General features: G+C 69.6%; 14 protein-coding genes and 3 pseudogenes. 7 read left to right on the top strand and 10 right to left on the bottom strand.

Features of this window, described 5'->3' with window-relative positions:
- Window positions 1-392 precede the first annotated feature (392 nt).
- Entirely contained in the window at window positions 393-860 is a 468-nt protein-coding gene (locus ACIP4X_RS04760) for a DUF5994 family protein (protein WP_401346640.1), read from the top strand.
- Between the two features lie 66 nt (window positions 861-926).
- On the opposite strand, the gene ACIP4X_RS04755 is transcribed toward ACIP4X_RS04760, so the two are convergent.
- The 3 genes from ACIP4X_RS04755 to ACIP4X_RS04745 all read right to left on the bottom strand — a co-directional run bounded on the left by ACIP4X_RS04755 (window position 927) and on the right by ACIP4X_RS04745 (window position 3,973).
- Window positions 927-2,120, bottom strand: coding sequence for a GAF domain-containing SpoIIE family protein phosphatase (locus ACIP4X_RS04755; RefSeq protein ID WP_358736592.1), 1,194 nt, complete (start codon window positions 2,118-2,120; stop codon window positions 927-929).
- 134 nt (window positions 2,121-2,254) lie between these two features.
- On the bottom strand, window positions 2,255-2,767 hold the full coding sequence (locus tag ACIP4X_RS04750) for a DUF5994 family protein (RefSeq protein ID WP_358736590.1): 513 nt from the start codon (window positions 2,765-2,767) through the stop codon (window positions 2,255-2,257).
- Between the two features lie 225 nt (window positions 2,768-2,992).
- Window positions 2,993-3,973: an STAS domain-containing protein gene (locus ACIP4X_RS04745; RefSeq protein WP_326802878.1), complete on the bottom strand. Its 981-nt coding sequence runs from the start codon at window positions 3,971-3,973 to the stop codon at window positions 2,993-2,995.
- A 375-nt stretch (window positions 3,974-4,348) separates the two neighbouring features.
- On the opposite strand from ACIP4X_RS04745, the gene ACIP4X_RS04740 reads away from it, so the two are divergent.
- Both ACIP4X_RS04740 and ACIP4X_RS04735 read left to right on the top strand, forming a co-directional pair.
- A complete protein-coding gene (locus ACIP4X_RS04740; RefSeq protein WP_358736587.1) occupies window positions 4,349-4,657 on the top strand; it encodes a hypothetical protein in 309 nt (102 codons plus the stop codon).
- Between the two features lie 83 nt (window positions 4,658-4,740).
- Window positions 4,741-5,157 (top strand): DUF5994 family protein, encoded by a 417-nt coding sequence (locus ACIP4X_RS04735; protein WP_326802876.1) that lies wholly within the window; start codon window positions 4,741-4,743, stop codon window positions 5,155-5,157.
- Between the two features lie 157 nt (window positions 5,158-5,314).
- Here ACIP4X_RS04735 and ACIP4X_RS04730 read toward each other — a convergent pair.
- Both ACIP4X_RS04730 and ACIP4X_RS04725 read right to left on the bottom strand, forming a co-directional pair.
- Window positions 5,315-5,763 (bottom strand): annotated as a pseudogene (locus ACIP4X_RS04730) (transposase); the annotation flags it as partial.
- Window positions 5,764-5,903: 140 nt separating this feature from the next.
- Window positions 5,904-6,435: pseudogene (locus ACIP4X_RS04725) on the bottom strand (winged helix-turn-helix domain-containing protein); the annotation flags it as partial.
- 214 nt (window positions 6,436-6,649) lie between these two features.
- Here ACIP4X_RS04725 and ACIP4X_RS04720 point away from each other — a divergent pair.
- The 3 genes from ACIP4X_RS04720 to ACIP4X_RS04710 all read left to right on the top strand — a co-directional run bounded on the left by ACIP4X_RS04720 (window position 6,650) and on the right by ACIP4X_RS04710 (window position 8,907).
- Entirely contained in the window at window positions 6,650-7,225 is a 576-nt protein-coding gene (locus ACIP4X_RS04720; protein WP_358736585.1) for an NADPH-dependent FMN reductase, read from the top strand.
- A gap of 438 nt (window positions 7,226-7,663) precedes the next feature.
- On the top strand, window positions 7,664-8,119 hold the full coding sequence (locus tag ACIP4X_RS04715) for a lipocalin-like domain-containing protein (RefSeq protein WP_358736583.1): 456 nt from the start codon (window positions 7,664-7,666) through the stop codon (window positions 8,117-8,119).
- Window positions 8,120-8,163: 44 nt separating this feature from the next.
- The gene (locus tag ACIP4X_RS04710) at window positions 8,164-8,907 is read left to right on the top strand and encodes a 3-oxoacyl-ACP reductase FabG (protein WP_391454121.1); all 744 of its coding nucleotides are present in this window, start codon (window positions 8,164-8,166) and stop codon (window positions 8,905-8,907) included.
- A gap of 138 nt (window positions 8,908-9,045) precedes the next feature.
- On the opposite strand, the gene ACIP4X_RS04705 is transcribed toward ACIP4X_RS04710, so the two are convergent.
- The 4 genes and pseudogenes from ACIP4X_RS04705 to ACIP4X_RS04690 form a co-directional block, all read right to left on the bottom strand.
- Entirely contained in the window at window positions 9,046-9,222 is a 177-nt protein-coding gene (locus tag ACIP4X_RS04705) for a hypothetical protein (protein ID WP_358736579.1), read from the bottom strand.
- Between the two features lie 13 nt (window positions 9,223-9,235).
- Window positions 9,236-10,471 carry a threonine/serine exporter family protein gene (locus tag ACIP4X_RS04700; RefSeq protein WP_358736578.1) on the bottom strand — a complete coding sequence of 412 codons (1,236 nt, stop codon included), beginning with the start codon at window positions 10,469-10,471 and terminating at the stop codon, window positions 9,236-9,238.
- Window positions 10,472-10,519: 48 nt separating this feature from the next.
- Window positions 10,520-10,786: a hypothetical protein gene (locus ACIP4X_RS04695; RefSeq protein ID WP_391454117.1), complete on the bottom strand. Its 267-nt coding sequence runs from the start codon at window positions 10,784-10,786 to the stop codon at window positions 10,520-10,522.
- An 11-nt stretch (window positions 10,787-10,797) separates the two neighbouring features.
- Window positions 10,798-11,044, bottom strand: a pseudogene (locus tag ACIP4X_RS04690) (serine/threonine protein kinase); the annotation flags it as partial.
- Window positions 11,045-11,764: 720 nt separating this feature from the next.
- On the opposite strand from ACIP4X_RS04690, the gene ACIP4X_RS04685 reads away from it, so the two are divergent.
- Window positions 11,765-14,332, top strand: a complete 2,568-nt coding sequence (locus tag ACIP4X_RS04685; RefSeq protein WP_358736575.1) for a tetratricopeptide repeat protein — start codon at window positions 11,765-11,767, stop codon at window positions 14,330-14,332.
- Window positions 14,333-14,366: 34 nt separating this feature from the next.
- On the opposite strand, the gene ACIP4X_RS04680 is transcribed toward ACIP4X_RS04685, so the two are convergent.
- Window positions 14,367-14,858 (bottom strand): S26 family signal peptidase, encoded by a 492-nt coding sequence (locus tag ACIP4X_RS04680; protein WP_358736573.1) that lies wholly within the window; start codon window positions 14,856-14,858, stop codon window positions 14,367-14,369.
- Between the last annotated feature and the right edge of the window lie 21 nt (window positions 14,859-14,879).

The following is a 14,879-nucleotide window of genomic DNA, read 5'->3' as shown; positions in this document are numbered from 1 at the left end:
CCGGTGGGGCAGCTGCGCTGCTCGGTCGAGGTGAGCAGCGGCGCACGACCTCGGCGACGCCATGAGGGGCCTCCGGTCGCCGCGACGAGGCGGACCCAGGTGTTGCCCGCGGAGGCCAATGGCTTGTCATCCACGCGTCCCCTCCTGCGGGCGGTGGCGCTGAGGACATATGCGGCCACTGCTCGGAACGTCCGGCGTCCGGTTGCCGCTGCACTTCCGCATACGCCCCTTTCCTGAAGCGTAATGCCGCGACTGCGGTTCCTCCCGTCGACGCGGAATCACCGGGGTCGGGCCGATCCCGGTGATTCCGGCTCCCGGGGCTACACGGAGTAGGTGGAAGGGACGAGGCGAGTCCCGTGTTCGCACCGTTTCTGGAAGACGGGTGGTCCCTTATGACCGGCTCCGGCTCACCCCCTGTTTCCCGGCATCTGCCGAGTGGTGTTCACGCGGCCGTGCGGCCGGGGTGTGCGCTGCTCCGGCTGGGGACGACGGAGTCGCGTGAAGGAGTCCTGGACGGTGCGTGGTGGCCGCGGCCGCGCGACATCGGTGCCGAGCTGCCCGGGCTGCTGAGCGCCCTCATCGCACATCTCGGCCCCGTGACGCGTGTCGGGTTGGACGCCGCGGCCTGGGAAGGCCTCCCGACGCGGATCGTCGTCGACGACCGGGTGGTGCACATCGACTCCTTCCCGGTGGGCGATGGCACCGTCCTGATCACCCGGGGCGACCAGGACGTGTTCTCGCTGCTGGTGGTCCCGCCGCACGCGACACCAGCAGCCGCACATGCCGCGATGGCCCAGGCCGTCCGGGCCGACAACATCAGCCAGGCGGAACAGATCCTCATCGACACCGGGAGCGGGTAGGGGCAGTCGGGACTGACGAGCCGTCCCTCGGCCGAGGCCGGCGGACGTGCGGACGACAGTGGTGAGTCAGCCGCGCCACTCCACCAGGAGCAGCGTCGCGTCGTCGGTGGTGTGTCCGCCCCGCGCCCGCTTGAGCGTATGGGACAAGGCGCGCGCCACCGCCCGGATCCCGCGGCCGGTTCTCTCCAACTGGTTCACCCAGTTGATCAGATGGCCCTCTCCGAACTGCTCTTCACCCATCGCGTGTTCCTCGATCAGTCCGTCGGTGAAGCAGAGGAGGCGGTCCCCCGGCTCCAGCTTCATCTCGCACACCTGCGGCTCCGGACCGCCGAAGCCGACAGGGAGGGTCGTCGGACCGGTCAGCCGGAGGGCTACTCGATGATCACGGACGAGCATCGGTGACGGGTGCCCGGCATTGACCCACTGAAGATGCCCCGTCGTGGTGTCCAGCTGCAGCATCTGCGCGGTGACGAAGTGCTCGGGGCCGAACTGGTCCGCCACAGCGCGGTCCATGAAGCCGTAGATCTCCGGTAGCCCGGTGCTGGCGCGGCGGGCGTGGCGGTAGGCACCGATGGCCACGGTGGCCATCGTGGCTGCGTCCAGGCCGTGGCCCATCGCGTCGATCATGGCCACGTGGAGGGTGTCTCCGTTGAGGGCGTAGTCGAAGCTGTCCCCCGCAACGTCGTAGGCGGGTTCCAGGATCCCGGCCACGGCGATGCGAGGCATGATCATCGCCAGCGGTGGCAGCAGGGACCACTGGATCTCCGCGGCGACGCTCATCGGTTCACCGCGTCGGACACCGAAGAAAAGGTCGGAGTAGCCGTGCTTGGTCACCAGTAGGTCGGCCACCAGGCCGGCGATCCTGCGCAGTATGCGGCGGTCGTGGTCATCGACGCTGTCCAACGTCACTGCCATGACCCCGACCTGGTCGCCGCCGTCCAGCAGCGGGAGGTGGACCCGCACGCCGTCGTCCTCGGGCAGCTCGACGGGGTGAGCGTCGAGAAAGCAGCGGCCCGCCTCGGAGTCGTCGATCACCAGCGGTTCGCCCCCCGTGAGGCCGTCGCCGGGCAGCGGCACCAGCAGCAGTTGTCCGTAGTCCTGCAGCAGCACCTGCGGTCGGCGGCCCCCGAGCCGCTCCATTACGTCGGCGACCAAGGGCCCGATGAGATGGGGCGGCAGTTCATGCGCGCGATCGAGGACCTCGCCCAGCAGAGCTTCCCCGAAGCTCTCGGAGCGGTCCGCGCGCCGTCCGGTCGTCATCCACTCACCCGCCACGGGCCGGGCTGTCCGGCGGACTGGGACGACGCAGGGTCTGTCGGTGTCATCGCTCCATCAAGGGGTCGTAGACGTCCGCATCGGCACGGGCACGCGCGAGCCCCACCGGATCGGGCTGCTCATCTGAGTCCCGCTCCTCCTTCCGACTCCCATGTGTCCTGGCCGTCGGGGCCGCGCTCGGCGAGTGCGAGCAGGCGCGGAGCCGGCAGCGAGTTCCCGGGGTCGGCGGCAGCGATCAGCAACCCGGCAGCCGTTCCGGCCGGCTCGTCCGGTGGGATCACCAGCAGTTCCCAGCGTCCCACGGTGCCGCAGTCCACGGTGATGGCATGCGCCTCGGCGGCGAGGTCGGTCAGAACCACCTCGATCACATGCCCGGGCGCCATCACCTTCTGCGGGGCATCGGGCCAGGCGGCGGTCCCCACGGTGACGTGGGTGACGGTGCCGACGCTCGGATCCAAGGAGCCGACCAGCGCGGGCAGCTCCAGCTCCAGTGCGTCGCAGCGCGGCCACCACGCTCCGTCCAGCGGGCCGTGGCCGACGTCCCGCGTGAGGCGCAGCCGGGGCGAGGGCATCCGGTAGGTGTGTCCGTCAGCTGGTGCCGGATCTTCGGCGGGCTTGGTGATGGCGTCCATCGTGCGGTCCCGTCCCGGGCGGCTTGCGGCTGCCCGTGTCTGTTACTCGCCGGGAACGGCGCCGCCGTGGTCGCGCGCCCGAAAAGCTCTCGGTACCTGCCAGGTTACTCCCGGCCGTCGCGGGCGGCGCGGTGCGCAGCCGTTGCGCGGAGATACGTTCGTACGGCAGGCGACGGGTGGCGTGACCGCCGAGGCCGGTACGAACGCCGGCTCATCGTCCCTCCGTCACATCATCGGCGTGCCGGGGACAAGCCCTTCGGCAGGCAGGCTCAGCACGCAGGGGGCGACGGGGCCGGGCAGCCCGACGACCTCACCCATGTTCTGCCAGCCCCAGGACGAGAAGGAGGCTTGTCCTGCCTGGTCGGCAGGGTGCAGCAGGGTGACCCCGAGGGAGGAGTGCAGGTCTGCGAGCAGACGCTGTTGCAGGCGGCGGGCGATGTCGCGGTGCTGAGCGTGCGGATGGGCCACGACCTGGGTGAGGACGACGAACCGCGCGCGGGAGGTGAGCCGCTGGATGGTCTCCTGGAGCGTTCCGTCGAACCCCCGTCGGCCGGAGCCGTCAGGGCCCACCGGAAAACCGAAGGCGCAACCGACCAGCACCGTCGTCTCGGCGACCAGCAGCGCGAAGCCGGGGCGGTGGGCCGTGACCGCCAAGCGGCGCAGGAAGTCTCCACGGTCGTGGTACGCCTCGCCGGGGGTGTCCGCGACAGACTCCGCGGCCAGGTCCGCGATGTCCTCGCGCATGTCTTCGGCCTGCCAGCGGGTCAGCCGGCGAAGGCGGATCGCGTCCTTGAGGACCGGCTGATCCGGCCGACGAGCGGGGTCCTCGGGCGCCCGCGGCGCGGTACTCATGAGGTCGCCGGGTGCGGCGGGCGGAACGGGGCTCACGGGAGCCGCAAGGAGCAGCGAAGCGGATCCGGTGACGGCGAGGAGCTGGGTGATCTGCGCGCACGGGTGGTGCAGCCGCAGGGAGGCGTGAACCCGGCCGGCGCGCCGTGACGCCGACAGGAGGATGTCCAAGCCCCTGGCGTCGCAGGAGCCGACCGTGGCCAGGTCGATGTCGATCACGGTGACACCGTCCAGCAGACACTGCTCCAATGCGGCCCGCAGCAGCGGCGTCGTGGCCGGTCCGATGTCACCGGCGAGCGTGACTTGCGTCCGCTCCCCTCGGTTCCGCCGACGGATGTCCAGCCGGGGAAAGGCCATCACGCTTCCCCTGGGGCGTGGACCAGCGCGGGTGCTCAGCGCGGCCCCAGCCATGATGCGCTTGCGTGGAGTTGCTTCGACCGCGGCGGACATGATGCCGACCCGTCTCCGCGCCGACCGCTGGGGGCGGCCCGGGTTCGTCTCTCGCCGAGGACGGCCCGGCGCGGCGGCCGGAGTGCGTGGTGCCCTCGGTACGTCAACCCTACGTCGCCTGCGACGGGAAGCGGCTGCGCCGAGGGTGCCAGGAGTACGGTGGGGAGGGTCGAGGGTACTTCGTACACCGGTGACAGGGCTGGTCTCGTCCTCGGCGCGCGGCTCGGTAGGGGCCGCGTGACACCTCACGGGCCGTTTCCGGCCCGGGACAGGTTCCGCCCGATGACCACCGAATCCCTGCACTCACCGTACTCATCCCTGACCTTGGACGTTCTGGATGCCCCTCCCGCCGGGGGCAGGGTCGAGGTCCGCATCGTCTCCATGGACGCCGAAGCGGCCCGGCACGTCGCGGACGCTCTCCGGCTGCTGTTCGCAGGGGGCGAGCAACGCAGTTACCCGGCGTTCCCGTCAGGTAGAGGGACGCGTCTGCACCTCACGCTCGACCCCGAGCGGGGCGCCGGCTCGCTCCGCCCCTGGCTGGAGGCCAGCAGGCCGCCGGTCGACCGGACACATCCGGGCGAGACGGCGTAATGCGTGTGGCCGCCGGGCGGGCCGTCGCCCGCCGAACCCCCGACCGTGGCGAGTCCCCCACCCCTACCGCCCCAGGAGTCCTCATGACCACCACCCTTTCGCTTCACCCGCCTTCCGCCCGGCTCCGGCTGGGAGAGCAGACCTTCCATGACGGCTCCGCCCGTCGTATCGACGGGGCCTGGTGGCCGAGGTCCTACGACCTGACCGCCGAGCTCCCCGGACTGCTCGCCGGGCTGCCGCACCGCTGGGGGCACATCAGCAGCGTTCTGGTGAACGGGGCGATGTGGTCGCTGTCCGGGGACGGGATGCTCATCGAGGACCAGAAGGTGCACCTGCGCCGGACGGACTTGCCGCGAGCCGAACACACCATCTGCCTGCTCGCTCCCGGGTACGGCCGCTGGGACCTGCTCGTCGTGCCGCCCGCCGCCACGGAGGAGGAGGCCGGGCGGCTCATGGAGACGGTCACGGCGGACGCCCCGCTTGCGAGGCGTACTGCCTGACCTGGACGGGCCGGCCTGTGCACGTGCGCTGCCGTGCCTCACAGGCCACCGCAACGCTGCAGCGTGCTCAGAGGGCGGGTTCCTCGCAGGTCGTCGGCCAGGGACTGCGCGGCATTCTCCTGGACGTCGAGAGCCTCGAGTAGGGGCTGGATGTCCACGCGGTCGCCGCCTGCGCATCGCGCCAGGTGGGAGTGTTTGCGCCGGTGAGGCGGCGGGCCATGACGTGAGTCATCGCCCAGTAGACGCGGGGGGCGGAGGAAGCCGGGCGGTGTTCGTAGTCGCGGACCAGGCGCCGGTGCAGTATCAGGATCCCGTAGGTCTGCTCGACCCTCCACCGCTTCGGCTGCGGGACGAAGCCGGTGTCCTGCGGGTTGCGTTCGACGAGTCGATGCCCAGGTCGACGCCGTGCGCGACGACCTGGTTCTTGAAGCCCTGGTCGACCAGGGCCTTCTCGACGGTGCCGCCGACGTGCTCGGCGACCTGGTCCAGCAGGACGATGCCCGCGGCGTTGTCGTGAGTGTTCGCGGCGAGGACGATGACGGCGATGACCACGCCCAGCACATCGACGGCCAGGCCCCGCTTGCGGCCCGGCACCCGTTCCACCGCATGCGCGCGTCGGGGACATCCTTCACACTGACGGTACGCGGCCCGTCATACGAGGGCCGCACCGACTTCGGCGCCCGTTGAACAATGTCACCGGCAACCTGACCGGGGCAGGCGCGGCAGAACAAGCCAGCATGCGGCCCCGGCCGAGTACCGGCCGAAGACGAGCCAGGCTCCACGGGCCGCCGCGAGCCTTCCGCGCGAGGCCATGCCTCGTTGACCCACCCGGCGACGGCGTCGTCGTCCCGCTCCATCGCGCGTCGGGCCGGGACCTGGCAGGACCAGCCGTTACGCACCAGGAGCTTGCGCACACCCTGGATCGTGCAGGTCAGGTGGAAGCACCGGCCGATCACTGTCTTCACACGGCTCAGAGTCCAGCGTTGGTCCTCCGGGCCGTGTGCGGCCGGTCCCTTGGACGGCTCCGCCTCCAGTTGTGCGAACTGCTTCTCGCTCAGCCTCGGCAGCGACGCCGGCCCCTGCGACCGCAGAGCACGTGGACCGCCCTCCTCCCACGGCCTGTCGCCATCGCTGCACCGAGCGGACGCTGACGCGCAGGTCTTTGGCGATCACCGAGCTCGCCTCGCCCCGGGCGAACCGCTCAGCCGCCTGAAGCCGTAACCCCTCGCGAAACTGATGCCGTTCGGCGGTCAGCCCGCCACCCTGTGGATACCGCATGCCCCGGTGATACCGCAGCGGACCACGGCCCGCCAGCCCCTACGACTCCACGAGTTTTAACCTCAGTAACGGCACCGTGACGCGTGCTCCTCCGGTTGGATCAGCCTAGAAGGCGGATTACCAGCGACCGTGATTTCGTGCACTCGCAGGAAGTGCGCCCGCTTCCGGCGAGAGGCCGGGCGAATGTACGGCGCACGCATCGAATCGAGGAGAAATGGCCACGTACAAGGTCGGCTACATCGTGGGAAGCCTGGCGACTCAATCCATCAACCGAACACTCTCCAAGGCCCTGATCCGACTGGCTCCACCGGACCTGGAGTTCAATGAGATCCCGATCAACGACCTCCCGCTCTACAGCTACGATTACGACAGTGACTTCCCCAGCGAAGGTAGGAGGCTCAAAACTGCGATCTCTTCCGCCGACGCCATTCTATTCGTCACCCCGGAATATAATCGGTCAATCCCCGGCGCTCTGAAGAACGCCATCGACTGGGCCAGCCGCCCCTGGGGAGACAATTCATTCACCCACAAACCGTCCGCGGTAATCGGAGCCTCCCCCGGTGCCATCGGGACGGCCATCGCCCAGCAGAGCCTTCGCAGTGTCCTCAGCTACTGCAACTCTCCACAAATGAACGCACCCGAGGCCTACATCAGATTCAACCCGGAGGTATTCACGGACGATGGCCAGGTCGCCAATAGCGATATGGAACAGTTTCTCCAGCGCTTCATGGAGGAATTTCGCGATCACATCGTGCGCGTGCTCTCCGTGCTGCCTCCCAGAAACATGTGATGCCCTACATGTCTTCCGTGGAACCACCTGACTCGGAGACCGCCTCAGACTGCACTGGGGGTAACAGCATCCGCGTTCTGGGCGCGCTATCCACAGCGGCGGCAGGACCGGCTCACTGCCCTCGGGGCAGCCGGCCGCCGGGGCCGTCATCACTTCGCTGGTCCAGACGTCCCCCACCGCCGTCGAGGAGATCCTCGACGCAACGTACGGAGTAGCGGGCCGAGCGCGCTCCGGCTGGCTCTGAAATCATCTTCACGGGTGGGCTGAATCCAACAGTCACTGGCCATACCGAGCAGGCTGTCGGATTGGACCCAGCACAGCTCGAAGGCGGAATGTGCTTTCGCGGCGGTAGGGCGAACGGGTTTTCGCCGACCGTGGGCGCCGGATCACGGGTGCCGTGATGGCGGCGGAACGGCACACTGATCGATGGAGGTGGTGATGGCTGAAGGCCTGCGCAATCGGCTGATCGGTGCGTGGAAGCTGGTGTCGTACCGGGAGATCCCGGTGGACGGTTCCGAGCCGTTCGAGCCGTTGGGCGATGAACCGCAGGGCATCATCATGTACACCCCGGACGGGTACATGTCCGCGCAGTTGTCCAGGCCCGACCGTCCCGGTTTTGCCTCAGGGGACTGGTTCGATGGCACGACAGAGGAGTACACGGCGGAGGCGACCTCCTACATCGCCTACTCGGGACCCTTCCACGTCGATGAGGAGAAGCAGACCCTCACACACTCCATGTTCGTGTCCCTGTTCCCCAACTGGACCGGCCAGACGCAACCGCGCGGGGTGAGGGTTGAGGGCGACACGCTGCATCTGAGCACCGCATCACCCATCACGTCGAGTGGCAAGACCGTCAACTCGGTCCTCACCTGGCGCCGGGCCGAGCCCAACTGATCCCGCACAGGAGGACCCGCATGAACAGCGGACGACGGGTTGTCGTGACGGCGGGAGCCGCCGGCATCGGACTCGCGACGGCCAAGGCGTTTGCTGCCAACGGCGACCGTGTGCACATCTGCGATATCGACGAACAGGCCCTGGGACAGGTCACCGAGGCCAATCCGGGGATCACCGCGGCAGTCTGCGACGTGTCCGACCGGCGCTCGGTCGAGGCCTTCATCCAGGCCGCGGTCCACGCCCTCGGCGGTATCGACGTGCTGGTCAACAATGCGGGCATCGCCGGCCCCACCAGCCCGGTGGAGGAGATGGACCCCGATCAGTGGGAAGCCGTCTTGGCCGTGAACCTTACCGGCACTTTCAACGTCACCAGGCTCTCCATCCCCTTCCTGAAGAAGTCCGACGCCGGCGTCATCCTCATCATGAGCTCCGTCGGCGGACGCTACGGCTACCCGAACCGCAGCCCCTATGCGACCACCAAGCGAGGATTGATCGGCCTCACCGAGACCCTCGCCATCGAACTCGGCGACGTCGGCGTCCGCGTCAACGCGATCGCCCCCGGCGCCGTCGCCGGCGAGCGCATCCAGCGGGTCCTGCAGGGCCGGGCCGATGCCAGTGGCCGCAGCCTGGCGGACGTCACCGCCGACGCCCTGAGCATCCAGTCCCTCAAACGCTTCACCGACCCCGACGACATCGCCGCACTGGCCCTCTTCCTCGCCTCAGACAGCGCCAAGTCCATCACCGGACAGACCATCCCCATCGACGGCGGCTCGCAGGCCGCGCAGTGAGAAGCCGTGATCCTATGGCGGTGGTGGAGGCCGCGGAGCGAGGTGATCCAGCCGCGCAGCTGAAAGCCCCGCAGCGTAGCTGTCCGGTGCCTTACCGCACAGGGTGGCCGGCTCCGCCCATGCTCGATCCGTTTGTGGTCAGCAGTCGGGCGTCGTGCGGCCGAGTTGCTTCCACCCGGACCGCCAGGGGCACTCGGTGCGTGCGTTGAGGCTGATGTTGAGGAAGGTGAGACCGGCGTCGGCCGCGCTGCGGGCGGCCCGGCTCATGCGGGCCGCGTGGTCCTGCTCGGTGAGGGCTGCCGGTGCGCGGGTCATGGTGCCGCCTCGCCTAGGTTTCGCTGTGCCCCTGCGTGAGTGCTTCGCCGACCACGAGGCCGATGGCGAGGGCGGTGACGATCGTCACCAGCTTCAGCAGGTCCTGGAAGCCCTCGACGTAGCCGCCGACCAAAGTGGTCAGGCCGCGCATGCCGAGCGAGCCGACGGTGAGCGTGAAGAAGCCGGGCAGGATCAGGATCAGCCGGGGTGGACGGCGCGGCCCGCGCGCGATCAGCGTGGCCGCGGCGGCGAGGACGACCGCGGCGACGAAGGTGCTGCCCGTCTCCCCGGCGAGCTTCGTGAGTGCCGACTGCACGCCGACGGTGACGTAGACGAGCAGGAGCAGCGGCCAGAAGAAGCGCAAGGGGATCGCGAAGGCGAGCACGGTGCCCGCTGTGAAGACGATCCAGGCCAAAAACAGCGCCCACCGGGGCAGATCGGAGTGGGCGGCGACATCGAAGAAAGCATGCGGGGAGGCGCCGGCGAAGAGGACGCCGAGCAGGACGCCGACGTACAGCTGGACCAGCAGGAAGACGGAGTAGACGAGCCGTATCGCACCGGTGGTGATCAGACCGGCGGCCAGCTCGGCGGTCGCCGCGCTCAGGTAGTCGCCGGGAATGAAATAGAACAGTGCCGGGAGCATCAGCAGGACGGGACCGCCGTGCGCAGGGTCGTTGGCGAACAGCTCGATCGTGACGACGGAGACCGCCGTCGACACAGCGAGCGGAAGGAACCGGTGCAGCCGGGGCACACGGTCGGCGGTGACCGCGAGAGCCGCGGCGAGCGCGCCCAGTACGGCCGTGGTGGCGATCTCGTACCAGGTGGGCTGCATCAACGGTGCGAAACCCAGCGCGAACAGCACGATGCCGAGGAACTTCAGCCACCACGGGTACGGCGGCGGCGCCGCCTCGATCTCCATCAGTCTGCGGTCGGCCTCCGCGATTCCGGTCCGGGCTGTCCGCACTTCGGCGAGGAACGGCTTGAGCGCGGCGACCTGGTCGAGGCGGAAGACCTCCGGGAAGCCGTGCACGATGACGGTGCGGGTACCGCCGTCCGCCGCGGTGACCGTGAGCGTCGCCGCCTCCGGCACCAGCAGCAGGGACGCGTCGCCGCCGAAGGCACGGGCGCTGTCGGTCACGGCTCGCTCGATGAGATGGGCGCCCTCGCCGGACGAGCGCAGCAACAGACCGGCCAGCCGGGCCAGGAACGCCGTGAGATCGTCGAGATCCGCGACCGATCGCTGCTCCACGCCCGCCTCCACCGCCTGCATCCTCGCTCCAGGGCCAGGAGTTCCTGCTTACACGAGCGGCCGCCTCGGGGCACCTCGGGCGGCACGATCCCCGTCAGGATGAGGGCTCGAAAGCCCGCCCGTGCGCCGAGATGCTGCCACGCACATGTCGGCGTGGAGCGGCTGGAGCATCCGCCGGGCCTCGACGAGTCGTCCCTCGGACAGTTCCAGGAATCCGATGGCGCGCCGCAGTTCTATCGCTTCGTCGCAGGCGTCGCTGTCCACGGCCCGCACCCGGCGGAGGACGGCCTCGAACCCCTGCAGGGCGACGGTCACCTGGCCCAGGTGTTGGTGGGCTTGAGGTACCGGTGGACGACCGGGACGGCGTGCGCATGGGACAGCACCGTGCACACCTGCGCTGTCACCGCGGCTGCCCAGGACACTGGCAGCGGCTCGGTCGGGGTCGACGCAGTCGCCGAACGGGATCCCGTCGGCGAGTTCCAGCACCAGGTACAGCCGCTCGTACGACTCGTCGAGTACGGCGTCGTAGATCCGCGGGACGCCGGGGTGCTGAATGCGGGTGGTGACGCGTGCCACCCAGGAACCGGAGGAGACGCCCGTCGTTCCCACGGAAGGCGAAGGCGACGTTCCCACGGAGGGCGCTGCCTGACGGCGCGTTCCCATGCGTTCCCATGCAAGGCCAAAAAGCCCCTCGGAGATCACTTCCGAGAGGCCTTTCTGATACTCCGATGCAGGTCAGAGCGATAACGCGTTGTGCCCCCGGCAGGATTCGAACCTGCGACACCCGCTTTAGGAGTTTTCCCCGGGCAAGGCCGTGACCTGCGGAGATTCGGGCCGTGGTGTGTCTGAACAGGGGAAACGCTCCTCCGTGGTTTTCACGGGTTCACGGTATTTCCCGTCCCCATGTGTGCTGAACACGTGCCGGTGGATGCCGTCCGACGAAGACACGGGTTGCTCAGGGGGCGGGGGTCTCGTAAGTCAGTTGCACTCGCGTCACGCAAGAAGGTCTACCGGTCCAGACCCCGCCACGAGGGCGAAACCCACAGATTGATCACGACTCGATACGCGCCCTGGTGCAGTCGCTGGTGCGGCTGCCGTCGGAGGAGAAGGTGTGCGACTTCCGGCCGGGTGCACCAGGAGACGGCGGACTCCCGCCGCGCATTCCACGGGCCCGCGACCTGCGAGTAGTCGCAGCACGAGTGGCGTGCGGGATGCGGGTCTGGCTGATATCGCAGGCTGGTCGGGCGTTCACCGGAATGAGTAGCCTTCCCTTTTGTGACTACGCCGTTACCCGTGCCCCTCAACGCCCGGACTGCCGCCGAGTTCGTCGTCCTGCTGCGTACCGCGAAAAACCGGTCCGGCCTCTCTTACCGGGCGTTGGAGCGCAAGGCTCGAAAGGTCGGCGACCACTTGCCGGTGAGCACCCTGGCGAGCGCGCTCAGCCGGGGATCGCTACCGAGCGAGGACGTGGTGGCGGCGCTGGTCCGGGCGTGCGGCTGTGACCCGGCGACGGTGGAGGAATGGGTCGAGTTGCGTGCGGCGCTGGCCCAGCGGGAGAGCTCCGCACGAGCGGAGGACGTGCCCTGGTCGTCCCAGGCGCTGCCGGGCCCCGCCGCCGGGCGCGGTGACGAGGATGAGGGCAGGGGGACCGGCCGGCGGCTCGTGCCCTGCCTGCTTCCGGCGGACCAGCCCCTGTTCGCCGGTCGGCAGGACGAGTTGAGCACGGGATGTCGGGTGCTGGACCGGGAGGGACCGGGCCCGGTAATCCTGTTGGTCACTGGCCCTGCCGGTGTCGGCAAGACGACCTTCGCCGTACGCGCGGGGCACCTGCTGGCCTCACGCTTCCCGGACGGCCAGCTGTACATGGACCTGCGGGGGTTCGATGACGAACCGGCCGAGCCGTTCACGGTCCTGGGGGCGTTCCTCCGCGCGCTCGGCGTACGCGGAGGCGCCGTGCCCCCCAGAATGACCAGCCGCGTCCATCTCTACCGCACCCTGCTGGCCCAGCGGCGGACGCTGATCGTCCTGGACAACGCGGCCGATGCCCGGCAGGTGAGCGACCTCCTTCCCAACGGCGCACGCTGCGCCGCCGTCGTCACCAGCCGGACCACGCTGGCCGACATGAGCGGGCACCGGCTCCCCCTCGGCGTACTCGACTCCGCGACAGGGCTGGCCCTGCTGCGCGAGATGCTGGGCCTCGAACGGGTTGCCGCGGAGCCCGACTCGGCGCACTCCATCGTCGAAACCTGCGGCGGGCTTCCCCTCGCGGTATGGGTTGCCGGGGCCCGCCTGGCCGCGCGGCCGCACTGGCCGCTGGAAAAGGTCGCCCGGGCGCTCGCCGACGAGCAGCGCAGGCTCGACGAGCTGGCCGTCGGGCACATCGCCGTAAGGGCGAGCCTCGAACTGACCTACCGGGGAATGGCTCCGACGACACAGCACGCGCTGCACCTGCTCTCGCTGCTGCCCATGGCCGACTTCGGTGCCTGGGCCCTTGCCGCCTTACTGGGTGTGGGGCTGTCCGAAGCAGAGAACGTGCTCGATGACCTGGTGGAGGTGCATCTCGTCGGGGTCCGGGCCGGTGGCGCGACGGGGTTCCGTTATCAGCTGCACGACCTGGTGCGAGTGCTCGGCCGCGAGCGGGCCCGGAGCGAGGTCGGTCGGCAGGAGCGCGCCGCGGCCCTCACCCGGCTCCTCGGCACGAGCCTCCACCTCGCCGACCTCGCCGCGGACACGCTCAGCGTCGATTTCCAAGGCGTCTCTCAGACTGATCTGGTCTCCTGGTGGCTCTCCCCCACGGACACGGACCAGCTCCTCGTCACTCCCCTGGCCTGGTTCACCGAGGAGCGCCAGTTCCTCATCAGTGTGGCGGACCAGGCACTGGACAGAGCGGACATCGCACCGGCGGCCGGGCTGGCCACAGCGTTGACGACGCTCTTCCAGGTCGGCAGTCACTTCGACGACTGGGAGCGGCTGCAGGAGCGGTCGTTGAAGGCGGCGCTGCACGTCGGGGACAAGCGCAGCGCCTCTCAGCTCCACCGCTGCCTCGGCGAACTCACCACCATCCTCGACCGCTATCCGGAGGCGCTGGCCCATTTCGAGCAGGCCCTGCTTCTGGCCGAGGGGCTGGGTCCGTCGTACCGGGCCAGTGCCACGGCCGGGCTCGCGTACGTGCACCGGCTCCTCGGCCAGTACGCCGCGGCCGTGCGGCGGTTCGAAGAGGCCGTCGAGCTGGCCCGGGCAGCCGGCAACGTCAACTGTCTCGTGTACGCGACCAACGGCATCGGTGTCATCGACCTCGAGCATGGCCGTGTCGAGGCCGCCATGGAGCGCTTCACGGAGTGTCTGCAGGTGAGCCGGAGCGAGGGCTATCGGCCCGGCGAGGCACAGGCCCTGCGGTGTCTGGGGCAGAGTCATCGCGCCCTCGGCGCCTACGCCCCTGCCGCCGACTCCTTCCGGCTGGCCGCCGCGATCAGTGAGGACCTCGGCGACCGGCTCGGCGCCACTCACGCGACCTGCTGGCTCGGGGACGTCCTGGTGCGCCAGGGCGCCCCCCGCGAGGGCCGCCGGCTGCTGGCCCGGAGCCTGTGGGCGTATCGCGAATTCGGCAACCTGTGGGGTGAGGCGGCCACGCTGTACGCGCTGGCGGAGGCGCAGCTGTCGGTCGGCCGTCCGGAGCAGGCCCGTCGACGCGCCGAGGTCGCCGTGGCGCTGTGGCGGCAAATCGGCGCCCGGACGTGGCTGGCAACCGGCCTCGAAACCCTGGCGAAGGCCCATGCGATGGCCGGTGACCATGTGGCCGCGGCTCAGGCTCGCGACACGGCTGCGGCGGCGCGGACGGCCCAGGGCGGCTCGGGCCCATAATCCCACCCCGAGCGGCGGGTGGCGGCCGTCGGCCTCACCCCGCACTGTGGTCCGCGATCCGCGTGATGGCGCCGCGGCGGATCCGGCAGAGGACCACCGAGGTGAGCAGATCGACCGGCACGGGCCCGGTATGGCGGGAATCGTAACTGGCTTCGTGGTTGTCACCCACAACGAACACATGCCGGGCAGGGACGACGTCCGTTGAGGAGTGCGGCCCCGGTATCCGGTCTCCGGGAAGGGCGGCGACGCGTTTGATCATGGAGGTGATCAGGGTGTCTCCGGGGGTGATGTCCTCCTCGTCCGCGCCGGCCGGGTCGGCCGCCGCTCGCATCTGGATCGCGACGACCGTTCCCCGTCGTACCAGGCGTGTCGGTACCCTGAGCGCCAGGAGCCGGTCCCCATCGCAGTAGGTGGGGAGCATGCTGGAGCCGCTGACGTCGAGCAGGTTGCAGCGGCGGCGGAGCAGGAACGCCGCCGCCGGGACCAGGGCCGTGAACGCAGTGACGGCCACTGCCACCGCGCACACGGAGCGCCCCTTCACCGCCCG

Source organism: Streptomyces sp. NPDC088817, assembly GCF_044750345.1.
Taxonomy (GTDB): domain Bacteria; phylum Actinomycetota; class Actinomycetes; order Streptomycetales; family Streptomycetaceae; genus Streptomyces.
Note: the sequence above shows the minus strand (reverse complement) of the source record. Positions and strands in the feature narration are given on the sequence as shown.